This window comes from Kribbella sp. VKM Ac-2569 (assembly GCF_004216905.1).
In the GTDB taxonomy this organism is placed as follows: Bacteria; Actinomycetota; Actinomycetes; order Propionibacteriales; family Kribbellaceae; genus Kribbella.
This window is the reverse complement of record NZ_SGXJ01000005.1, coordinates 180,983-203,850: the sequence shown is the minus strand read 5'-3', so window position 1 is coordinate 203,850 and position 22,868 is coordinate 180,983. Positions and strand designations below refer to the sequence as shown.

18 protein-coding genes are annotated in these 22,868 nt (G+C 67.7%); 6 read left to right on the top strand and 12 right to left on the bottom strand.

Translation table 11 applies throughout. The features are described 5' to 3' along the window. Positions 1 to 2: 2 nt before the first annotated feature. Genes EV649_RS31905 through EV649_RS31860 form a run of 10 tightly spaced genes read right to left on the bottom strand, consistent with a single transcriptional unit; the run spans position 3 to position 12,186 of the window. Positions 3 to 779, bottom strand: coding sequence for an enoyl-CoA hydratase/isomerase family protein (locus EV649_RS31905; protein WP_130387372.1), 777 nt, complete (start codon positions 777 to 779; stop codon positions 3 to 5). Further along, entirely contained in the window at positions 776 to 1,963 is a 1,188-nt protein-coding gene (locus EV649_RS31900; protein ID WP_130387371.1) for a CoA transferase, read from the bottom strand. Before EV649_RS31900 ends, EV649_RS31905 begins: the two co-directional genes overlap by 4 nt. Beyond that, positions 1,960 to 2,706, bottom strand: coding sequence for an SDR family oxidoreductase (locus EV649_RS31895; protein ID WP_130387370.1), 747 nt, complete (start codon positions 2,704 to 2,706; stop codon positions 1,960 to 1,962). Before EV649_RS31895 ends, EV649_RS31900 begins: the two co-directional genes overlap by 4 nt. A gap of 16 nt (positions 2,707 to 2,722) precedes the next feature. Further along, a complete protein-coding gene (locus EV649_RS31890; protein ID WP_130387369.1) occupies positions 2,723 to 4,555 on the bottom strand; it encodes a right-handed parallel beta-helix repeat-containing protein in 1,833 nt (610 codons plus the stop codon). Between the two features lie 5 nt (positions 4,556 to 4,560). Next, positions 4,561 to 6,420 carry a right-handed parallel beta-helix repeat-containing protein gene (locus EV649_RS31885; protein WP_130387368.1) on the bottom strand — a complete coding sequence of 620 codons (1,860 nt, stop codon included), beginning with the start codon at positions 6,418 to 6,420 and terminating at the stop codon, positions 4,561 to 4,563. A 28-nt stretch (positions 6,421 to 6,448) separates the two neighbouring features. Beyond that, entirely contained in the window at positions 6,449 to 7,243 is a 795-nt protein-coding gene (locus EV649_RS31880) for a ribonuclease activity regulator RraA (protein WP_130387367.1), read from the bottom strand. Positions 7,244 to 7,251: 8 nt separating this feature from the next. Beyond that, on the bottom strand, positions 7,252 to 9,171 hold the full coding sequence (locus tag EV649_RS31875; RefSeq protein ID WP_130387366.1) for a hypothetical protein: 1,920 nt from the start codon (positions 9,169 to 9,171) through the stop codon (positions 7,252 to 7,254). Continuing rightward, positions 9,168 to 10,046 carry a carbohydrate ABC transporter permease gene (locus EV649_RS31870; RefSeq protein ID WP_130387365.1) on the bottom strand — a complete coding sequence of 293 codons (879 nt, stop codon included), beginning with the start codon at positions 10,044 to 10,046 and terminating at the stop codon, positions 9,168 to 9,170. Before EV649_RS31870 ends, EV649_RS31875 begins: the two co-directional genes overlap by 4 nt. Then, the gene (locus EV649_RS31865; protein ID WP_198682807.1) at positions 10,043 to 10,912 is read right to left on the bottom strand and encodes a sugar ABC transporter permease; all 870 of its coding nucleotides are present in this window, start codon (positions 10,910 to 10,912) and stop codon (positions 10,043 to 10,045) included. Before EV649_RS31865 ends, EV649_RS31870 begins: the two co-directional genes overlap by 4 nt. Next, complete coding sequence (locus EV649_RS31860; RefSeq protein WP_130387364.1) at positions 10,909 to 12,186, bottom strand: extracellular solute-binding protein; 1,278 nt, start codon at positions 12,184 to 12,186, stop codon at positions 10,909 to 10,911. Before EV649_RS31860 ends, EV649_RS31865 begins: the two co-directional genes overlap by 4 nt. Positions 12,187 to 12,363: 177 nt before the next feature. On the opposite strand from EV649_RS31860, the gene EV649_RS31855 reads away from it, so the two are divergent. From EV649_RS31855 to EV649_RS31835, 5 genes are read left to right on the top strand one after another with little or no spacing between them, the layout of a single operon-like run. Then, positions 12,364 to 13,479 carry an FCD domain-containing protein gene (locus tag EV649_RS31855; RefSeq protein ID WP_198682806.1) on the top strand — a complete coding sequence of 372 codons (1,116 nt, stop codon included), beginning with the start codon at positions 12,364 to 12,366 and terminating at the stop codon, positions 13,477 to 13,479. Then, a complete protein-coding gene (locus tag EV649_RS31850) occupies positions 13,472 to 14,239 on the top strand; it encodes an amidohydrolase family protein (RefSeq protein WP_130387362.1) in 768 nt (255 codons plus the stop codon). Before EV649_RS31855 ends, EV649_RS31850 begins: the two co-directional genes overlap by 8 nt. Continuing rightward, positions 14,236 to 16,668: a glycoside hydrolase family 95 protein gene (locus tag EV649_RS31845; protein WP_130387361.1), complete on the top strand. Its 2,433-nt coding sequence runs from the start codon at positions 14,236 to 14,238 to the stop codon at positions 16,666 to 16,668. Before EV649_RS31850 ends, EV649_RS31845 begins: the two co-directional genes overlap by 4 nt. Next, entirely contained in the window at positions 16,665 to 19,415 is a 2,751-nt protein-coding gene (locus tag EV649_RS31840) for a hypothetical protein (RefSeq protein ID WP_130387360.1), read from the top strand. The genes EV649_RS31845 and EV649_RS31840 overlap by 4 nt, the downstream gene beginning before the upstream one ends. A gap of 2 nt (positions 19,416 to 19,417) precedes the next feature. Continuing rightward, positions 19,418 to 19,879, top strand: coding sequence for an HIT family protein (locus tag EV649_RS31835; RefSeq protein WP_130387359.1), 462 nt, complete (start codon positions 19,418 to 19,420; stop codon positions 19,877 to 19,879). 15 nt (positions 19,880 to 19,894) lie between these two features. Here EV649_RS31835 and EV649_RS31830 read toward each other — a convergent pair whose 3' ends face one another. Then, positions 19,895 to 20,629 (bottom strand): SDR family oxidoreductase, encoded by a 735-nt coding sequence (locus tag EV649_RS31830; RefSeq protein ID WP_241998924.1) that lies wholly within the window; start codon positions 20,627 to 20,629, stop codon positions 19,895 to 19,897. Between the two features lie 79 nt (positions 20,630 to 20,708). Between EV649_RS31830 and EV649_RS31825 the strand changes: the two genes are divergently transcribed. After that, positions 20,709 to 21,086, top strand: coding sequence for a helix-turn-helix domain-containing protein (locus tag EV649_RS31825; protein WP_130387358.1), 378 nt, complete (start codon positions 20,709 to 20,711; stop codon positions 21,084 to 21,086). Between the two features lie 117 nt (positions 21,087 to 21,203). Here the strand turns inward: EV649_RS31825 and EV649_RS31820 are convergent, their stop codons facing one another. Next, entirely contained in the window at positions 21,204 to 22,808 is a 1,605-nt protein-coding gene (locus tag EV649_RS31820) for an HNH endonuclease signature motif containing protein (protein WP_130387357.1), read from the bottom strand. Positions 22,809 to 22,868 lie beyond the last annotated feature (60 nt).

Here is a 22,868-nt window from a genome sequence, read left to right as displayed (position 1 = left end):
CCTCACCGTCCTTCGAAGGTTCCGGTACGTCGTTCCGCGAAGGCTGCTCGTCCTTCGGCGGCGTCCTGCGTGCCGAGGGCAACGGCCTGCAGCTCGCGCTCGTACTGAATGGCGGCCTCCAGTCCCATGGACCAGGCCGCGCGCAGGTTCGCCTTCGCCGCAGCCGCCGCGACCGGTGGGCGGGCGGCGATCCGGTGCGCCAACTCGGTTGCGGTCGGCAACAGGTCCTCAGGATCCACGATCTCGCTGATCAGCCCGATGCGGAGCGCCTCGACGGCATCGATGGGATCGCCGGTGAGCAGCATCATCGCCGCATCGCTCGCCGGCACCGACGCCGCGAGGAGCGCCGTCACTCCCCCGCCGCCGATCCACCCGAGCTTGATCTCCGCCGCCGCGAAGCTCGCGGTCCCCGAGGCCAGCCGGATGTCACACGACAGCGCGAGCTCCAGTCCGCCGCCGTACGCGTACCCGTTGACCGCCGCGATCACCGGCGTCCGCAACGAGCGCAGCGCGTCGCAGTAGTCCCGCCGGTTCCGGAAGTGCCACGGGCCGTCGTACCGGTCGAGCTCGCCGATGTCGCTGCCGACCGAGAAGGCACGCTCGCCCGCTCCGGTCACCACGACCGCACGGATCGACGGGTCCTCGTCGATGCGCGGGATGAGCTCGAGCAGCTCGGCGCTCATCGACCGGGTGGCCGCGTTCAGCTTCGCGGGACGGTCCAGGGTGAGTACGCCGACGTACCCGTCCTGCTCGAAGCGGATCTGCCCGTCCGCCGTCACGGGGCTACCACCGCGCCTTGGTCCAGCAGCGCCTGTCGTTTCGCCGGTGAGACACCGAGCTCGGCGAGCAGCTCATCGGTGTGCTCGCCAACCAGCGGAGCAGGACGATGTACGTCGGGAGGCGTGCGGCTGAAGCGGTACGGGAACCCAGGTGTCGTCACAGTGCCCTCGGTCGGGTGCTCGTACGTCACGAACGACTCGTTGTGCAGCACCTGCGGGTCCGTGCGCACGTCGTCGTACGAGAGCACCGGACCGCACCACACGCCGCGCTCACGCAGCTTGAGCATCCAGTGCTCGGTCGTCTCTCGTCGTAGCGCAGCAGACACCGCAGCGGCAATCTCGTCGCGGCGTGCGAACCCGTCCCGCTCCGCGTCCAGTCCGGCCAGCTGTGGCGCGTCCAGCACCTCGGCCAGCACAGGCAGGTTCGCGAACGCCAGTGAGATGTACCCGTCCGCAGTGGTGAAGATTCCGTACGGCGCACGGATGTAGCTGTGCGCATGCACCTCCTGCGACCGCGTCTGCGGTACGCCGCCAACGGTGTGCACCGACAGCTCCTGCATCTGTAGGGCGATCACCGCGTCCAGCATGTTCACCTGGACGAGCTGTCCCTCACCAGTCCGCTCCCGATGCAGCAGAGCGGCCAGCACACCTTCGAACGCGCTGTACGCCGTGACCGCATCAGCTAGGAAGTACGGCGCGGCGACGGGTGGCTCGTCCGGTCGGCCGGCGCTGAACAGGGCACCGCTCATCGCCTGCACCAGCAGGTCCTGTCCGGGCCACTCGACGTACGGACCGCTCTCGCCGTAACCAGAAATCGACACGTAGACCAGCGAGGGCTTCAGTGCGCGCAGGGTGTCGTAGTCGACGCCGAGGCGTGCAGCTACACCAGGCCGGTAGTTCTGCAGGAACACGTCCGCTGTGCGCACCAGCTCGTACAGGAGCTCGCGGCCCGCGTCGGACTTGAGGTCGACGGCCAGACTGCGCTTGTTGCGGTTCAGCGACAGGAAGGACGCGTTGACCTGATTGCCGGTCGCGCCACCGGCGGCCGTGTGGCGTTGCCATTCACCGGTGACCGGCTCGACCTTGACCACGTCCGCGCCGAGGTCGCCGAGCCGCATCGCCGCCAGCGGCCCGGCCATCGCCACCGACACGTCGAGTACTCGGTAACCGCCCAGGATGTTCATTGTGCCGTCCAGCCCGCGTCGACCGGCAGGATCGCGCCGGTGATGAACGAGGCGTCGTCGCTCGCCAGGAACGCGATCGCCGACGCCACTTCGGCCGGCTGACCGATCCGGCCGAGCGCGTGATGCCGGTCGACCATCGCCTGCATCGCGCCCGGATCGTCCGCGCCGCTGACCTTGCCGTTGCGGATCAGCGGCGTGTCGATCAGCCCGGGCGCCACGCAGTTGGCGCGGACGCCGGCCGGTCCGTGGTCGAGGGCCATCGCGCGGGTCAGGTTCTCCACGCCGGCCTTCGCCGCGCAGTACGCCGACCTGTTCCGCTCCCCGACCGTCCCGATCGCCGACGAGATCGTGACGATCGCACCGCCGCCCTGCGCGACGAAGCGCGGCAGGACGGCCCGGCACGAGTTGTAGACACCGGTCAGGTCGACGTCGAGGATCGTCCGCCATTCGTCGGGCGTCGTGTTCGGCACGGTGTCGCAGACGTCCACGCCCGCCGCGCTGACCAGGACGTGCACGTCGCCGACCGCCTCTACTACCGCCAGCGTCCGATCCAGGTCGGTCACGTCCAGTTCGTACCCCTGGCCGCCTAGTTGCGCGGCCAAGTCGACTGCGGCGGCGCCGTCGCGGTCACAGATCACCACGGCGCCGCCCTCGTCCGCGATCCGGCGGGCGGTGGCCGCGCCGATCCCGGAGGCACCTCCGGTGATCAGCGCGACCTTGCCCTTGAACCTCTCGATATCCATAGAACTCTCAGAACCCTCAGGGCTTCTCGTAGGGGAAGGACGGCAGTACGCCGATCTGGTCGTACTGCATCTTGGAGTCGTCGAACCCGGCCTCCCAGCTCACGTTCGCGAACGTGTCGCACGGTCCGGCCGACGGTCCGTGGTACGGGTCGCTCTCGGTGTTCGTCACCTTGATGTCCGCGAACGCGAACCCGCAGCCGCCGAAGTCCATGTGCACGCCGTACGGCTTCGCGTCCGGCATCGACGGATCGGCGTTCGCGTCATCGATGATCAGCTGCGACACAGAGGCGTCCGGCGTGTACGGCGGCTCGTTGCGGACGCCGTACGCGTACAACGGACCGGTGTCGCCGCTGTCCTGCGCCAGGTGCGACAGCCGGACGAACTTGACCGTGTTGCCGCCGGTGTAGTTGTCCGCGTTCGGGATCTCCGGCCGCGACTCGATGCTGATGCCGTACCGGGCGCCGTGCTCGACGACGGTGTGGCTGACCTCGTTGCCGCCGCTGTTCATGATCTCGACGCCGGCCGAGTCGCCGGGCACCAGCTCGCCGATGTGATGGATGTAGTTGTTGGTGAACGTGTTGCCATGGGCAACGTCACCTTCGCCGGGCCAGCCGCCCTCGATCTTGATGCCGTCGTTGCCGAGATGCTCGAGCAGACTGTCCGAGACCGTGGTCTTCTCGTTCGCGAACAGCAACTCGATCGCGGTGAACCCGGTCTGCTGGATGTGCAGCCTGGTCAGCTTCACCCCGCGGGTGTTGGTGAGCGTGATCGCACCCCACCGGTTCCGCGGCAGCTCGATCTGGGTGTCGTACTTCGGGTACTTGTGCTTGTGGCCCGAGTCGCCCGTCCCGTTCCAGCCGTACCGGTACCAGTCCATGAAGTCGGTGTGCTGGATGGTCAGGCCGTCGAGGGTCAGGTTCTCCACCCGCCGGTTCGGGGACGCGCCCTCGATCGAGAACACCTGCGTCTGCGTCGGCCGGTAGACGTTGACACCGTCCATCGTGCCGCCGGCCGGCTTGTAGTAGAGCGTCTTCGCCGGGTAGTCCAGGTAGTACTCACCGGCCTGGTCGAGCAAGCTCAGCGAGTTCTGCACGTAGTACCGCGAACCGCCGCCGGAGTTGATGAAGCCGTACCGCGCCGGGTACACCAGCGTGGTCCGCTTCTTCGTGAAGTTGATGTCGAGCATCGGGATCGTGTCGGTGAACCACGACCACGAACCGCCCGACCACACCGTCACCTGCGCGGGCCACGACGTACCGAGCCGAAGGTCCCAGGACGGGTCGATGTCGCCGGCGTTGAACCCGATCTGGTCGCGCACCGCTTCCTTGGTCGGGTCGAACAGGATCGACCGCAGGTACGGCGCCCACTTGTCGTCGGACTCCCGGTTCGGGTAGCGGGCCGTCGTAGCACGCTTGCCGTCGGCGTACAGGCTGTAGAACGGCTGGCTGACGTCGACCGGCGCCTTGAAGATGCCGTCCTTGTACGGCGTCCAACCGGTCACCTCCCGCCCTGCCTCGAAGACGGCCTTGCCCGGCCCGTCCGCGCTCCGGTACGTGACACCGGAGTCCCGGTCGTCGAACGTGATCGTCTTGTCCACCTGGTACGTCCCGGCCTTCAGGTTCACCACCGTGGTGCAACCGGCGTGCGCCCTGATCCGCAGAGCGTCCCTGGCGTGTTCGACGGTCTTCCAGGGCTTCCGCTCCGTCCCCGCAGCAGAGTCGTCGCCGTCGGGCGACACCCAGAAGCCCTCACAGGCTGCGGCGTCCTTCTCCGGCCCCGCACCCAGCGCCGTACCGGCGCCTATGACCGCCAGGGCAACACCGATGACCACTCCACCCAGCAGCTTCATCCGGTTCACCGGCCCGCGACGTCGTACGGGAAGGTGGGGAGTACGCCGATCTTGTCGTACTCCATCTTCGACGCGTCGAAGCCCTCGACCCAGTCGGCGTTCGTCACCTCGTTGCACTGGTACGACTGGTACTTCTGGTCGGTCACCTTCCCGACCTGCACGTTGCTGAACGCGAACCCGCAGCCGCCGGCGTCCATGTGCACGCCACGGGTACCGCCGGCGTCAGGCATCGACGGGTCCGGGATGACGTCCCCGATCACCAGCTGGTCGACGGTGTTCTGCACCGGGTGCGGATCCTGGTTGTCGACGCCGTACGTGTAGAACGCGCCCATGTCGCCGCTGTCCAGGCCCATCTCCTCCAGCTTGATGTACTTGAACGTGTTGCCGCTCGCGTACTGGTCGCCGTCCTTCACCTCCGGCCGCGACTCCAGGCTGATGCCGTAGCGGGCGCTGTGCTTCACCTCGACGTTCTGGATCGTGTTGTTGCCGGTGTCCATCAGCTCGACGCCGGACGAGTCACCTGGGACCAGCTCGCCGATGTGGTCGATGAACACGTTGGAGATCGTGTGGTGGTTGCTCAGGTCGCCTTCACCGGGCCAGCCGCCCTCGACCTTGATGCCGTCGGCACCGATGTTCTCCAGCAGGCTGTCGGTGATCCTGGTGTGATCGTTGGCGAAGAGCAGGTAGATGCCGGTGAACCCGGTGTCGGACAGGTGCAGCCGGCTCAGGTCGATGTTGCTCGTGTTGGTCAGCGTGATCGCGCCGAACCGGTTCCGCGGCATCTCGATCTGCCGGTCGTACTCCGGGTACTTGTGCTCGAGACCCGCGTCACCGCCGGCCACCCAGCCGTTGCGGTACCAGCTGACGAAGTCGGAGTACTGCACACCGATCCCGTCGAACGTGACGTCGCGCAGCCGGTCCTGCGGTGACTTGCCGGCTAGGTTCAGCACGGTCTTCACGGTCGGCCGCAGTACCTTGACGCCGTCCATGGTGCCGGCGCGTGGCTTGTAGTAGACCTCACCGGCCTTGTTGTCGACGTAGTACTCCCCCGCCTGATCCAGGAAGCTCAGCGAGTTCTGGAAGAAGTAGCGGGAGCCCCCACGGCTGTTGACCATCGCGTACCGGGTCCAGTACTTCAGCGTCGTCTGGGTCTTCTTGAAGTTGGTGTCCAGCAGCGGAATGGTGTCGGTGAACCACGACCAGGAGCCACCGGACCAGATCGTCACCGACGCCTGGCTCATGTCCCACGTCGGGTCCCAGTCCCCCGGAGTGCCCCACAGCCAGTTGCGCACATCCATCTTGTCCTCTTCGTAGAGGATCGACGTCATGTACGGCGACCAGGTGTCGTCGGTGCCCCGGTTCGGGTAGCGGGCGTTCGTCGCGCGCTTGCCGTCCTCGAAGAGCGTGTAGAACGGCTTGGACGCGTCGAACTTGGTCTTGTAGATGCCGTTCGCGGTCGGCGTCCAGCCGGTGAGCTCCTCGGCGCCCTGGAGCTGCGCCTTACCGGGGCCGTCGACGCTGCGGTACACGACCCGGTGGCCGTTCTTGCCGGAGTCCTGCTCGTTCAGGTCGATCGTGGACGCGACCGGGTAGTTGCCGGCCTTCAGGTTGACGGTGATGTCGCAGTTCATCCGGTCGTTGAGATCGTTGTTCCGGATCTCGTCGCGGGCCCGGGTGACGGTCTTCCAGGGCTCCTTCTCGGTGCCCTTCGCGGAGTCGTTGCCATCGGGGGCGACCCAGAAGTTGCTGCAGTCGACCGCACCGGCGGGTTGGGCGTTGAATTGGAGGGCCGCGACGGTCACCAGGGCAGCCGCGACCACCCCGGCGCCGACGCTGAGCGTCGTACGCCTGGTTCTTCTGGACATGTTGGGCGGGGGTCCTCTCTCGGAGGGATCAGTCGCCGGCGTTGCCGTTCCGGCTGCGCCAGCGCTCGTACTCGAGACGGGTCTTCTCGGTCAGGGGGTAGTAGTCACGCAACGGGGCGCCTTCGTCGATACGGCGCCGGCTGAACTTCTCCCACTCGTCGTGCTCGGCGGCCGCCTGGATGACGGACTCCGCACGCTGACGGGGTACGACGACGGCACCGTCGTCGTCGGCGAGCACCAGGTCCCCCGGCAGCGTGAGGACGCCGCCGACCGCCACCGGGACGTTGTACGCCCACGGGAACAGTTCGGACTGGGACGCGTAGTGCGGGGTGGCTCCGGTGGACCAGATCGGGACGTCGAGCTCCGACACCCGCGGTACGTCGCGGATCCGGCCGTCGACGACGATGCCGGCGCCGCCGCGGAGCTTGAAGTAGCGGACCAGCATGTCGCCGAAGCAGCCGGTGGTGTGGCTGCCGTACGCCTGGACCACCAGGACGTCGCCGGGCTGGATCTCGTCGAGCACGGCCCACAGCGCCGTACTGCGCTCGATGTACTCCTGGGTCTGCCCGTCGGCGATGTCCTCACGCTGTGGCATGAACTGCAGGGTCAGCGCGCGGCCGACCACCTTCTTGCCGGGGAACATGCTGGTCGGACCGTCGACGAAGGTCCGGCGGATGCCCTGGTTGTGCAACCGGGCGCAGGCGGTGGCCGACCCGATCTCGGACAGCCGCGACACCAGGTCCGGATCCGGCGCCGGCGGGGTGTCGCCGCGCACCGGAAGGTCCCAGACCGGCTTCACCGGAGCTTGTTCCGTGCTGCTCATATGTCTCCTCAGTCAAGCGCCAGATGTGCGGCGCGGTAGGTGTTTCTGGTCAGCCGAAGGTCCAGCCGGATCGTTCGGCCAGGCGGCATCGTCACTTCAAGCCTGTTGCCGCCGACAACGACCGTCCGGCTTCCAGGTGTTGGTGGGGTCGAGGTGTACGCCGGTGACGGGCCGGGGTACTCACCTGTGGCGGTGGACACCGTGGCCTCGTCGATCCGGTCCGTGCCGAAGCTCCCGGCCTGAACGATCACGCGGCGCGTCTGGGTCGCGGACAGGTTGACCAGCTGCAGACCGGTCCGCTCCGGCTCCACTGTGTCGACCAGTGCGGCGACGTCAGGTGGTAGACCGGGACGGCCGCGGTCCGCGTCCAGATAGAGCACTCGCAGTGGCAGTAGACCGCCGTTGTAGAGCAGTTGCGGCGTACCTGTGGTCAGCTGCAGCAGTGCCTCGGTGGCGACCGGGTTGTGCCGTTGCCAGTGGTGGATGTTCATTTCGGCCGGGTCGACGGTGTCGACGGCCATCAGGTCCATGCGGCGCTGGACCTGCGACAGTGCGACGCCCAGCATTGCCTCCGGATAGCCGGGGTTGTCTCCGGCCAGGTAGGCGAGCCAGGGTGCCTCGTGGCCGGCGTCCTCCTTGTTGCGGAAGTCGCGGACCGTACGCCAGTCGTAGCCGCTGAGCTCACGCAGTTTGCTCAACCGGTCGCGGTCACCCGACTCGAAGGATGCCTGCCACAACCACATCGGCAGTCCCAACTGTGGTGGCTGGTAGTCGAACCACCCGTCGTCGCTGTGCCGGTTCGGGATCAGCAGGGTCGGGTTGGCGCAGTCGTCCCCGAGCTCGGCCTGCCACCGGTCCCGGATGCTCATATCGGTCTCGTCGACCGCACCGCTGACGCCACGGTCGTACAGGTGGTCCAGCAGCTGCCGAGCGAAGTCCAGCCGCTTCGAGTCGCCTGTGAGTACGACGCCGTTCAACGCCGCGACGCAGGCGGCCGAGCCGACGCTGTACACACCGTGCGGCCAGTTCCAGCCGTACTTGCCGCCGTACCAGCGGCCGTCGTGGAGCTCACCGACGATGCCGTTCGGGCCGACGTTGTCGGGCAGCAGGCCGCCGTTCGCCTTGGCCCGCTCCTCCCACGCGTCCAGGTACTCCAGCGTCCACGCGGCGAACCGGTCGCTGTGGTCGTACAGCCAGGCGTTGGCAGTCAGCGTCGTCGCGGCCAGGTTGACTGCGGTGTCACCAGCACCGAGTCGGCGGATCATCTCCGCACCCATCAGGTCCGCGTTCGCCGGGTCCTTCAGGTCGTCCCAACCGCTGATCCCAGGTACGCCGGACAGCGGCAGCCCGAAGATCCGCATCCGCTCCTGGTTCGCGCCGAACGTCCGCCACTCGTCGTTGATGCCCCACCGCGGACCGCCGGCGCCGTTGTGCGGCGCGCGGATCGTCCGGGTCGCCGGGTCGTAGTTGGCCGCCGGCGATCCCGGCAGATACAGCTCGGCGAACCGGTACGCGCGCTCCCGGAACACCTCGTCCGTCGGGTCGGCCGCGCACAGCGAGTAGAAGAAGATCATCGACTCGCCGATGTGGAACCAGTCGTACCCGCGCTCGAACTCGTCGACCAGGAACCCCAGGTCGGTGAGCTGCCGGGTGACGCCTTCCCAGTGCCACTTCGACACGTCGATCAGGTCGTCCGCACCACCGAGCTGGTAGAGCACCGGCCAGTTCACGAACGCCTCGTAGAAGTCGTCCGCACCGTCGCGGCTCTGCACCGGACCGGCGTACCGCAGGCTGCCGTCGGGGAGGCAGTAGCGTTCGCGGAACAGCCACCAGCCCTCGTCCATCACGTCGAACAGGCGGCGCTGCATGATCGCCCAGGCGGGCGGCGCGCCGATCGGAGTCTCGGCAAGAATGGTTGTGGTGGTCATCCCTTGGTCGCTCCCGCGGTCAGGCCGCTGATCACGTGCCGCTGGAGCAGCACGAAGACCACCAGCAACGGAGCCACTGCGAGCAGCAGCGTCGGGAACACCACCGTGTAGTCGGTGGAGTACTGGCTCACCGCGGCGTACACGCCGGTCGTCACGGTGTAGAGACCGCTGCCCGGTCCGAGGATGATCTGCGGGTTCACGAAGTCGTTCCACACCGAGAAGGTGTTCAGGATGACCATCGTCACCACGGCCGGTTTCATCAGCGGGAACACGATCGACCAGAACACCCGGTGTTTACCGGCCCCGTCGACCGCGGCTGCCTCGTCCAGGCTGGCCGGGATCGTCATGATGTAGCCGGCGTACAGGAAGATCGAGAACGGCAGCGTCAGCGTGGTCTCGAAGAGCACGAACCCGGGGATGGTGCCCATCAGCCCGAGGAACTTCAGCGTGTAGACGACCGGGATCACCAGCACCTGGCTGGGGATGAACGTCCCGGCCACGAACAGCAGCAGGAGCATCCGGTACCGGCGTTCGCTGCGCCGCGCGATCACGTACGACACCGGGCCGGCCAGGGCGACGGACAGCACGTTCACCGACACCACGAACAGGATCGTGACGGCGTACCCCTTGAGGATGTTGAAGTCTGGGTTCGTCGCGGCCTTCCGCAGGTACTCCATGGTCAGCTGGTCGGGCGAGAGTGAGAACGGGTGCTGCAGGATGTCCTGCTGCGACTTGAACGCGCTGATGATCAGCAGGTACATCGGCACCAGCATCAGCACGCTGGTCACGACCAGGAACGCGATCCGCCCCCAGCCTTTTGCTTTGAACGGTTTGAACTGCACGCTCGCCACCCGTGGCATCCGGAGCGCGCTCATCCCTGCACCCCTCGGTCAGCACGCGCTCGCAGCCGAGCGACGGTCAGAGCGAGACCTGCGGTGATGAGCATCAGTACGACGCTCTGCGCCGAGCCGAACCCGAGCGCGTTGTTGTGGAACGAGTCCCACAGGATCAGGTACGCCGCGGTTTGGGTGGACCCGGCCGGGCCACCTCCTGTCAGCGACACCACGAGGTCGTACGTCTTGAGCAGCGTCACGAGCGACAGCACGAGGTTGACCGTCACCACGGGTGCCAGTGCGGGCAGCGTGACGTTGAAGAACGTCTGCCGCTTCGATGCACCGTCAATGTGCGCCGCCTCCAGCAGGTCCTTCGAGACCGTCTGCAGCCCGGCCAGGTAGAGCACTACGTTCACACCGAACCCGGCCCAGACCAGTACGGCGATCAGACTCGCGAGAGCCCACTTCGGGTCGGAGAGGAACGGCAGTACCTCGGCGCCCTTCGACGTGAGCCAGCCGTTGACGACACCCGACGTACCGAGCACTGCGCTCCACAGGAAGCCGACGACCAATGCGCTCAGCACGTGCGGGTAGAACAGCACGATGCGGAAGAACGCGTTCAGCCGGGACGCACCGTTCACCAGCAGGGCGAACCCGAGCCCGAACACGCTGAGCAGGACAGTGCCGACAGCCGCGATCAGCAGCGTCACCCAGCCCGCCCGGATCGCCTCGGCGCTGTGCGTCAGGCTGACGTAGTTCTTCAGGCCGACGAACGCCGGGTTCGCGCTGTAGCCGTCCCAGTCGGTCAGGCTGAGGTAGAGCGACAGACAGACCGGGACGACCAGCATGACGACGAACAGCACCAGCGCCGGGCCGACCATACTGAGGGTCGTCAGACGGGCTCTCACGACTTCGAGCCCATCCAGCTGTCGATGCGGGTAGCGACGGCCTTCGCACTCTTCCCCGTGTAGAGGCTCTGGACCGCCTTGTTCCATTCGCCGTTGAAGCCCTGCGGCAGCGTGTTGGCGCCGTATCCCTCACCCTGGGCGACCTGCTTCGGCGCCTGGTCGAGGATGTCCTGCACCTGCTTACCGAGCGGCGACAGCTTGTCGGTGTAGCCCTTGCGGAAGTTGCCGTCCTGCGCGAGCTGGCTCTGGACGGCGGTCTTGTCCGTGACCAGCCACTGCACCAGCTTCACCGAGAGGTCCCGCTGCTTGGTCGACTTCAGCACCATGTACGGCGCGGCCATCGTGACACCCTGCGGACCCGGCGACGGCTGACCCGCTTCGGTCGGCGCCGCGAACACGCCGAGGTCGAACTTCGGCTTCGCGTCGTCGGCGGTCCGGACGAACCAGCTGCCCATGATGTACATACCGGCCTTGCCGGACAGGAAGTTGGTCTGCGCGCCGACGTCCTTCAGACCGAGCGCGTTCTTGTCGACGTACCCGTTCTTGATCCAGGACTCGTAGCGCTCCAGCAGCGGCAGCATCGTCTCGCCGACCTTGGCCTGCTTGGAGCTGATCTGCTGGTACCAGTCCGGGTACTTGGTGGCGATCGACGGGTCGCTGAGCTGCAGCAGCTGCAGACCCGTCACGTAGTCGCCGGCGGTCTGCAGCGGCAGGTAGCCGGCTGCCTTGAGCTTGCCCATGGCCGCGGTCAGCTCGTCTAGGTCCTTCGGCGGGGCGCTGATGCCGGCCTTGATGAAGGCGTCCTTGTTGTAGAACACCAGCGACTGCGCCTGCTGGCCGACACCAACCGTGTACACCTTGCCGTCGAGCGAGGCCTGCTCGACGAGCGGGGTGTCCTTGGTCCACGCCTGGTCGGTCAGGTCGAGCATCTGCGGCGCCAGCACCTTGTCGGCCATCAGCGTCTCGACGACATCCGGCGCGTTGCCGGCCGCGAGCAGCTGCGGCAGCGTGTCCTTCACACCCGAACCGGTCGGCGCCTCGATCTTCACGTCGACACCAGGGTTGGCGTCCTCGAAGGGCTTGACCAGGCCCTCCCAGTAACTCTTGGTCAGGTTGGGGGTGATGTTGACCAGCATCCGCACTTCGCCGGTGCTGTCACCAGCAGCACCCTTGTCGTCACTGAAGCCGCCACCGCAGCCCGCCGCGCCCACCAGGATCACAACGGATGTCAGCAGGCCGAGCTTGCGCCCTGGTTTGCGTACCGAACGAGCCATTTCCGGGTCCTCCTCGGATCGTCCCGGCGTCGGGGGCGGCCGGGCGTCGTTATCGAGTGACGATGCAGAGCGCGACGCTCAAGTGTCAACGTTTAAACGGCAAAGTGGACGTTCTGAGTCAGAAGTCCGCGCCATATGGGGTTGGCAGAACGCTGTGAACCGGGTCACCATGCAGCCATGCCCGATGCCGGAAGACCGAAGTCGCCGCTGACACTGTCGGTGGCCGAGCGGACCGCGCTCAGCCAGCTCGCGGCCGCCCCGCGGACCAGTGACGCGATGCGGCTGCGGGCCCGGATCGTGCTGGCCAGCGCCGAGGGACGCTCGAACAAGGCGGTCGCGGACCTGCTCGAGGTCACCCCGGGCACGGTCGGCAAGTGGCGCCGGAGGTTCCTCCGGATGGGCATGGCCGGTCTCGACGACGGGATGCGCAGCGGACGACCGCGGATGGTCGACCGGGTGCAATTAGGTGCCGTTGCGACAACATCGATGGCCGATTCCGGACAACGCCCCTCAACCCGCGAACTGGCGGCGGCGTACGGCGTCTCGCAGTCGACGGTCTCGCGGCGGCGCCGGGAGGAGGTCCAGCACTACCGCTCCGGTGCTGGACTGAGTGTGGCGCCCAGCCATCCCGCTCCGCCGCCGCCCAGTGACCCAGAGTTGCTGTCCGACCGCGTGCACGAGGCGATCCGCGGCTGGATCCTGTCCGGCGAGCTGGCACCCGGGATGCGCGTGGTCGAGTCCGAGATCGCCCGGGTGCTCGGCACCAGCCAGACCCCGGCCCGGGAAGCGGTACGGCGGCTGGCGCACGAAGGGCTCGTCACGTACCGGCCGCGGCTGGGGAACTTCGTCACCGAGATCTCGCAGGTCGAGGCCCGGGAGGCGCGGGAGGTCCGCGTACTGCTCGAGTCCGCGGCCGCGCGCCGGGCGACCGGCCACGCGCCGCCGGAGGAGCTCGACCTGCTCCGGATCGAGGTGCAGCGGATGATCGAGGCGGCCGGCCACCACGACATCGGCGCGTTCCGCGAGGCTGACCTGCGGTTCCACCGGCAGGTGCTGGCGACCAGCGGCAACTCGATGCTGCTGCGCGTGTGGCGGACCCTCGAGCCGGCGCTGTGGAGCCTGCAGGTGGTGTCGAACGCGATGTATGCGGGCGACTGGGGCCTGATGGCACGCCGCCACCTGGACCTGATCGAGGTGCTCGCCGGCACCGACCCCGAGGACTCCGCCCGCCTGTTCGCCGCCCACGCCCGCGGCGAAAGCTCCATCACCAGACCGGCCGGACACCATGATTGACGCCCACATCCACGTCTGGGACCTGCCCCGCCGCCGCCTCCCCTGGCTGGCCCCCGACCACCCCCTCCGCCGCAACTTCACCCTCTCCGACCTCGCCGACCTGCCTGACCTTGTGCTGGTGCAGGCCGATGCCGACCCAGCTGAGGTGGACGACCTGCTGGCGGTGGCTCAGCAGAACCCGGCTGTGCTTGGTGTGGTCGGCTGGTTCGACCTCCTCGATTTCCCGGACCGCCTACCCGACGACCCGCTTCTTGTCGGCGTGCGCAGTCCACCGGTCGACCAGACCGATCCCGATCTGCTGACAGCTCCCGCGCATCTGCGGGGCGTGCGGGCCGCCGCCGACGCCGGCCTCGCTATCGACCTCCTGCTCCGCCCCTCCGCCCTGATCGGCGCCGCCCGGCTGGCTTCCGCCGTACCGGACGCCCGTCTCGTGCTCGACCACCTCGGCAATCCGACAGCTGCGACTGCCGAGTGGCGGTCCGGGATGCAGGCACTCGCCGAGTGCCCGAACGTGACCGTCAAGCTCTCCGGCACCGCCCATCTCGCGACCGACGACCTCGGTGCACTGGTCGACGTCGCCCTCGAACTCTTCGGCAGTGAACGGTTGCTGTTCGGCTCGGACTGGCCCGTGTGCACGCTGGCCGCCACCCGCGCCGAGGTGATCCGCCGTACCACCGCACTGCTGCCACCTGCCACGCACAACGACGTGTTCCGTGGCACCGCCCAGCGCATCTACCGCTCCAGGGAGACCGCCCCATGACCGAGTACACCCGCCGCCAGGTCCTACGGACCGCCGGCGCCGCAGCCGGCACCGCAGTCGTCGCCGGCTCGCTCACCAACCCCCTGACCGCCGGCGCCGTCGACTCACCGCCCGGCAGCGACACCAACCCGCTCAAGCTCTGGTACACCCAGCCCGCCACCGAGTGGCTCCAGGCACTTGCTATCGGCAACGGCCGCCTCGGCGCCATGGTGTACGGCGGCACCGCGACCGAGCAGCTGCAGCTGAACGAGGACTCGATCTGGGCCGGCGGTCCACACCAGTACGACGACCCGGTCGGCAAGGACGTCCTCCCGGAGATCCGGCGGCTGATCGCCGAGGAGAAGTACCTCGACGCGCAGAACCTCGCCGACGAGCACTTCATGGGACTACCGCACGAGCAGATGCAGTACCAGCCGGTCGGCTACCTTTCGCTGGCCTTTCCGGGCATCGACGCGACCGCGGTGACGGCGTACCGGCGGGAGCTCGACCTGACCACGGCGATCACGTCGGTCAGCTACGAGCACGCGGGCGTGCGCTACACGCGGGAGGTGTTCGTCAGCCATCCCGCGCAGGTGCTGGTGATGCGTCTGACGGCCAGCCAGCGCGGTGCGCTCACGTTCGACGCGACGTACAGCACGGAGCAGGCCGCGACACCTGCGGCGTACGACAAGCAGACGCTGGCGCTCAACGGGATCAGCGGTGACGCCGAGGGGTTGACCGGTTCGGTCAAGTTCTGCGCGCTGCTCCGCGCCTTCACCGAGGGCGGCAGTACGACGGTTGCTGACGGCAAACTCTCGGTCGCCGGCGCGGACGAGGTCACGCTGCTGTTCTCGGTCGGCACCAGCTACCGCAACTACCTAGACGTCGGCGCGGACCAGGTCGCTCGCGCCGTAGCACCGCTGACCGCGGTCGGACGCCCGTCGTACGGCGCACTGCGGCACCAGCACGTTGAGGACTACCAACGGCTCTTCGGCCGCCTCGATCTGGACCTCGGTACGTCGGACTCGATCGCGCTGCCGACCGACCAGCGAGTCATGGCGTTCCGCAACGGCGGCGACCCGCAGCTGGCCGCGCTGTACTACCAGTTCGGCCGGTACCTGCTGATCTCCAGCTCCCGCACCCCGGGCCAGCCCGCGAACCTGCAGGGCATCTGGAGCTACAAGATGCTGCCCGAGTGGCAGTCCAAGTTCACGCTGAACATCAACGCCGAGATGAACTACTGGCCGGCCGGACCGGCCAACCTGGCGGAGTGCTGGGACCCGATGTTCCAGATGATCAGCGAGCTGTCCGAGTCCGGCGCGCGTACTGCGGCCACGATGTACGACGCACCGGGCTGGGTAGCGCACCACAACACGGACGGGTGGCGCGGGACCGCACCGGTCGACTTCGCGTACTACGGGGTCTGGCCGACGGGCGGTGCGTGGCTGTCGCTGCTGTTCTGGGAGCGGTACGAGTACACCGGCGACCTGGAGATGCTGCGGAAGTACTACCCGGTCCTGCGTGGCTCTGTGGAGTTCTTCCTCGACCAACTGCAGACCGACGCGAAGACGGGGTGGCTGGTGACCAGCCCGTCGCACTCCCCCGAGGTCAAGCACCACGACTACGACAACGTCGGCGTGAGCATGTGCGCAGGACCGACCATGGACACCGAGATCCTGCACGACCTGTTCAAGGTGTTCGGGCAAGCGACTGCGGTGCTTGGTGTCGACAGCGTGATGGCCGCGGCCGCCGCGGACGCACGGTCGAAGCTGGCACCGATCCAGATCGGGTACCTCGGCCAGATCCAGGAGTGGCTGATCGACTGGGAGGAGGCCGCGCTGGAGTCGAGTCGACATGTCTCACACCTGTGGGCCGTCTTCCCGAGCGACCAGGTGACGCCACGCAGTACGCCGGAACTCGCCGACGCGGCCCGCAAATCGCTGGAACTGCGCGGTCCGGCTGTCACCGCCGGCTGGTCGCTGGCGTGGAAGCTCAACCTCCGCGCCCGGCTGCTCGAGCCGGACAACGCGTACAAGCACCTGACCCAGCTGCTGGCTCCGGGTCGTACCGCGCCGAACATGTTCGACCTGCACCCACCGTTCCAGATCGACGGGAACTTCGGCGGCGTCTCCGGGATCACCGAGATGATCATGCAGAGCCACTCCGGCGAGGTCGCGCTGCTCCCGTGCCTGCCGACGGCGTTCCCGGCCGGGAGCGTGCGGGGCATGCGTGCCCGCGGCGGCTTCGACCTGGAGTTCTCGTGGTCCGGCGGGAAGTTGACCAAGGCAACGGTTCGGTCGCTGCTCGGCAACCGGCTGCGGCTGCGGACCGGCGCTTTGGTGGATGTCAGGTCGTCCATCGGCCCGGTGGCGTTCGCCCGCCCGGAGGACGGCGTGGTCGAGTTCCGCACCCGCCCCGGCGTCGACTACTTCGTCGAGGTGCGCGCATGACTGGTCTTCGGCTGACACTGCCGTTGCTGGCCGCGCTGCTCACTGTGGGCGCCGCCTCTGTCCCAGCTGCCAGCAGTACGCCTGCTGAGCAGGGGAAGACCGCCTGGCATGACGGTGCGCTGCAGGGCGACACTGCAGGGCTGGTGTCGCGGTCCGACCTCGTCCAGGAGGGCCCTGCGTGGCGCTCGTACCAGGCGATGCCGCTGGGGAACGGTGTCCTCGGTGCTTCGGTGTGGGCCGAGAAGGGTTACAGCGCTCAGCTCAACCGCGTGGACACGTTCCCGGACCTCAAGTCGGCCGGGCGCCTCGTCGTACCCGGTCTGGACTCTCTGATGCGTGCTGACGACTACAGCGGGCGGTTGGCGCTGTACGACGGTCAGGTCGTGCAGAGCGGGGGCGGTCTTACTGCGCGCTCCTATGTGCGTGCTGACTCCGACCAGTTCGTTCTGGAGGTGACTGGTGCGGATCCTTCGCAGGTGCAGACCGCTGACCTGAAGTTGTGGGCCGGTCGTACGCCGGCGGTCAGTGCCGCCGATGGCATTGCTGCGCTCGCGGAGACGTTCCACGACGAGGCGTCCGGCAGCATCACCGGTGCGGTTGCTGCGCTGACGGCACAGGCCCAGGGCGTCACCGCGTCGGTGGTGGACCCGCTGACGGTGCGGCTGACGTTCCGGCCTCGGGCGGACGGCAGTTTCCGGCTCGTGGTCGGCGTACCGTCGTACCGCGGTGGAGAACTGCGGTCAGCTGCGCGACGTGCCGTGGTCGAGTCGCCCAGTCACCACCTCGAGTGGTGGCACGCGTTCTGGGACAAGGCGGCGCCGATGCGGATCACGTCGGCTGACGGGTCCGGTGAGTACGTCGAGAACCTGCGGACGCTGCAGCTGTACACGATGGCCGCGTCGATGCGCGGCGACGTACCGAGCACACATGGTGCGGTGGTACGGATGTTCTCGTCCTCGGGAGACCAGGCGGACTGGGCGCAGGACTCGTACTGGCACTTCAACCTGCGGATGCTGGTGTCCGCGAACCTCGGTGCGGGCATCGGTGAGCTCAACTCGCCGTACTTCAAGTTCTACTTGGACCGCGCCGAGCTGATGCGCGAGTGGACGCGAACCCACTGGATCGGCGGCGAGGGACTCTGCCTGCCGGAGTTCATGCGGTACGACGGCACTGGCGACGGCTGCGACAACATGCAGGAGCCCAGCTGGACACGGCGGATCCTGACCAGTGGGCCGGAGCTGGTGAACAACATCTGGCAGCAGTACCGGTACACCAGCGACACGGCCCTGCTGAACCGGAGCTACCCGCTGATGCGGGACGTGGCGCGCTTCTACCTGTCAGCCATGACCACCGGTGCCGACGGCTACCTGCACCTCGAGCATGTGAACGCTCTGGAGGTGCAGTGGGACACCACCGACCCGGTGCCGGACGTGGCGGCGATGCGGGTCATCTTCCCGCTCGTTGCCAACCTGGCGACGGCGCAAGGAGATACAGCGTTGGCCAAGCAGTTGCGGGACGCGGTGAGCAAGCTGCCGCCGTTCCGGACCGTGCAGCGTGGCGGCGAAGAGGTGCTGGCGTGGTCCGGTACCGACGAGGAGTCGCACAACACGCAGAACCCGGAGATGGAGGCGCTCTGGCCGTGGGGCGTGTTCGACGAGACGTCCAAGCTGATGCAGGCGACGTACCGGCAACGGGTGTATCCACAGGACAAGGACTGGGGCATGGACTCCACCTGGGCCGCCCGGCTCGGGCTCTCGGACGAGGTGAAGCGCCTGCTGCTGAAGGGGATCGCGGACTTCCAGATCTACCCGAACGGCTTCACCGTGCACCGCACCGGCCAGGAAGCAGTCCGGAACCGCAGCTTCTACAACGAGTGGGGCGGCGTACTCACCACCGGCCTGCAGGAGGCCTTGGTCCAGTCGTACGGCGGGACTGTGCAGGTCGCGCCGGCGTGGCCGCGTGACTGGGACGTCTCAGGGTCTGTGCAGATCGAGGGCGGGCACCGGATCAGCACCGAGGTGCACGACGGCGTACCGAACGTGGTCGGCATCCAGGCCGGCAGTCGCGACACGCTGAAGCTGCGCAACCCGTGGCCAGGCCAGCAGGTCCGCGTGGTCGACTCTCACGGACAGGTTGTCGTCGGTGGAACCAGCGCCGACGTCGTCACGCTGCCGACGGCTCTTGGTGGGTCGTACACGCTCGAGCGCGTCGCCGTACCGCTGTCGTCCTTCACCTTCGCCCCGCTGACCGGTCAGCCGGCGTCTGAGGTCAAGACGGTCGGCAACCGGGTGCTAGGCATCACGCGGAGCGAGCCGCCGCTGCTGAGCGACCTGGTGTCGGTGCAGGCGCCGGAGAAGCTGAGCAACCTGGTCAAGGCTCAGGTCGGTGCACCGATCTACGTGGATCGCAGCTACACAGTCACTGAGCTGCCTGGGGCGTTGAACGGTCAGGCCTTGGTACAGGGCTCCAACGACGACTCCAAGGCAACCACACCGCCCGACTACCTGACGTTGAGTTTGACCCGGCCGGCGACCGTGTACGTCGCCTTCGACCCGCGCGGCGAGAGCGTGTGGTGGCCGTCGTGGCTGTCCTCGTTCACTCGCACTGGTGAGACAGTCGGTACGACGGACCAGCGCCTGGTCCTCTTCAAACGCGACGTACCCGCCGGGCAGGTTTTTTTGGGCCCGAACTCAGGTGTGGCAGGCAAGGGAAACTCCACCTACATCACGTTTGTGGTACCACGCTGAGCATGTTCAACCACGCACCCGACGGCTACGACTGCCCGTTCTGCCGACTGGCCGCCGGCGGCGGGGACCACCTCACGGCGCAGCACGACATCGTGCTGCGCCGTGAGCACGCACTCGCCTTCGTAGCCTCCCGCTGGTGGCCCAACAACAAGGGCCACGTTCTCGTGGTCCCGACCGCCCACCACGAGAACCTGTACGACCTGACTCCCGAATCCGGCCACGCCGTCCACGACGTCGTCCGCGAAATCGCCATCGCCATCCGCAGCACCTACAACTGCGAAGGAATCTCCACCCGCCAACACAACGAACCCGCCGGCTACCAGGACGCCTGGCACTACCACGTCCACGTCTTCCCCCGCTATCCCAACGACAACCTCTACAACACCCGCCATCTGGAGACCCCCGCCACCCCCGAACAACGAGCCCCCTACATCGACCGCCTCCGCGGGGTGCTCAGCAACTGACGGGCTCGCGTGCCATCAGGAGGTCTTGTGGCGGGCGCCGCCCTCGAGGTGGACTGTCTCGCCGGAGATGAAGCCCGCGCGAAGTAGCCACATCACCGTGTCGACGACGTCGTCGGACTCGCCGTACCGTCCGACCAGCGTCCCAGCGGCACTCTTGCTCAGCAAGCCGGCCTTGCTGTCGCCCAACCGGTCCCAGGCACCCGAGTCGACGACCCCGGGCGAGATGGCGTTGACCCGTATCGGGGAGAGGTCTGCCGCGAGGTGGCGAGCGACGTACTCGACCGCACCGTTGGTCACTCCCTTGACCAGCGAGCCCGGCCCCGGCCGCCACCCGACGACCCCGGAGAACAACACGATCGATCCGTTCGGCCGCAGCACCGGCGCGAAGTGCTTGGCGACCAGCATCGGTCCGATCACCTTCGCCGTGAACGCGGCCATCAGCTTGTCGTGATCCAATTCAACAGCCCGAACATCGTGCGGCGCCGAGCCGGTCGACACGATGTGGTCGATCCCGTCCGCGAGCCGTCCGGCCGTGGCCGCGATCGTCGTCTCGTCCTGCAGATCGATGCGGACCGCGGTCGCGCCGATCTCGGCAGCGTGCGCCTCGGCGGCAGCCAGATCACGTGCACCGATCACCACCTCGTACCCGTCCTTCACCGCACGCCGCGAGACTGCCGCCCCCAGCGCCCGTGCACCGCCGATGACCAGGATCCGTTCCACTGTCGTCCGTTCCACTGTCGTCCGTTCCACTGTCGTCACTCCCTCTCGTAGGATCGGATCTCACGGTATGGATTTGATACCGGTATCTTCAACGGAACTGGGAGCACCCATGGGCAAGGCGTACAACGTGATGGCGGCGACCTGTCCGAGTCGAACCGTGCTCCACCGCATCGGCGCCCGCTGGACCGTGTTCGTCGTCAACGCCCTCGCCGACGGCCCGCGCCGCTTCACCGACCTGAAGGCACACATCCAGGGCATCACCCCGAAGGTCCTGACCGAGACCCTCCGTTCCCTCGAAGTCGACGGCCTGATCAGCCGGCACGAGTACGCCGAGAACCCGCCACGTGTCGAATACGCCCTGACACCCCTAGGACGTTCCCTCCTCGTTCCGCTTCGCGCGGTACGGCTCTGGGCCGAACAACACGTCCCCGACATCGAAGCCGCCCGAGCCCGTCACGAGAACCAGACGTACGCCGACACGGTGTGAACGACGAGACATCCTGGGCCCAGCCACGTCCCGGCACGCCACGTCCCATGCACGGCGCGCCCCGGACGCGCGCGACGGGGCTGGCGGCCAGCCCGAGGATCATGCACGCCCGGTGGGTCAGATCGTCGCGAAGGATGGCGGGCCGGCACCGGAGTCGTTCGGGGCGCGCTCACCCCAGACCGCGAACCGGGCCGCTTCCGCGCGGGTCAGTTCGTCGGCGTGCCAGCGGCTCGGTCTGACACCCGGCACGCCGGTTGCGGGCGCGGCGGTCTCACCCCACGGATCATCTTGTGGGGTTGAGATTTGGGGCTTTGGCTCTCCGGTGGACGTGGGTCCGCCGTCCGATGGCTCCGATGGGTCCGAGGGCGTGGGGGACTCGCCCGGTGGTTTGTGTGGATGGCGGGGTGGTGGGTCGGCCCAGGTGGGTCTGGTGACGTGGACTTGGCCGTTGGTGATGGTGACGGTCCAGTGGCCGTGGTGCAGGTCGGTGTGGTGGCGGCGACAGACCAGCGCCAGGTTGTTGAGCTTGGTGTCGCCGCCGTCGATCCAAGAGATGAGGTGATGCGCGTCGCACATGACTGGCGGTGCATTGCAGACCACGCAGCCGCGGTCGCGGGTGTTCAGGGCGCGGCGCATCGCCTTGGTGACGAGGCGTTCGCAGCGGCCGACGTCCAGAGGTTCGGAGTTGGAGCCGAGCACGATCGGGATGACCTTGGCGTCGCAGGCGAGGCGGCGGATGGTGGCCGCGGACAGTCCGTTGCCGTAGACGGTCTGTCCGATCGCGTCCGCGGTCGCTGCCTTGAGGTCCTGGAAGTCGATGGTGACGGTGAGGTTCGCCTTCGACCCGAACCCAGGCACCACGTCACCACCCACGCCACCGGCCCGACCGCCTACCGCAGCACCCTCTGCTCCACCGTCCGGAGAACCAGTAGAACCGGCCTCCGTAGAGCTGGCTGGTTTGGTGGTGGGGCGGAGGATGGTGGGTGAGGGGGTGCCGGCGTCGAGGGCGGTGGCGGCCAGCGTCAACGTGGTGCTGAGGGCGTCGGCCTGGCGCTTTTCGCGGGAGCGGGGGTCGCGCTCACCATCGATGGTCTTGTGCGGGCGGGCGCCGGTGAAGATGAGCGTCCGGAGGAGTTCGGCGTTCTCGTTGGCGAGGTAGCCGGTGAACTTCACGCCGCGGTCCGCGGTCTTCAAGGTCAAGGTTTCGCGGGCGGCGGCCTTGTCTTCTTCGGGTTCGGGGCCGTCGGTGTCGAGGATGTCGCGGGACTGCTCGGCGGCCGCACGAAGATCGGCCGGCGACAAGTGCCGGCCGAGGCGGACCAGTTCCTCTTCGGCGAACTCCAGATCAGCGACCGGCACCGTTGTCGGGACCTTTTCGAGGGCGGTCACGATCGCTTCGGCTTGCGCCGGCCGCAACAGCACCTCAGGCACCGAACCGTCGTCGGGCACATCGGGGTCGGGCAGCGCGGCGACGACCGCCGCATACTTGGGCAGGACACGGGCCAGGCGGACGTCGCGGTAGGCGCGGGAGTGGTCGAGGCGGTAGCGGAACTCCACGTACTGGACCATGTCCCGGGCACCGACCCGTTCGGCGTACCCGGACTTGTCCATCGCCGCGATGATCCGCAACCGGCGAGTCTCGATCCGGGCCAGGTCGGCGTCGGCCTGGTCGAGAGCGCGCTCCAGCTCCGCATCGCTCATCAACTCAGCCAGCTTCTCCATGCATCAAAGCCTAGACACCCCCACCGACAGTTTTCAAAGCCACAACCCCTTATTTTCAAG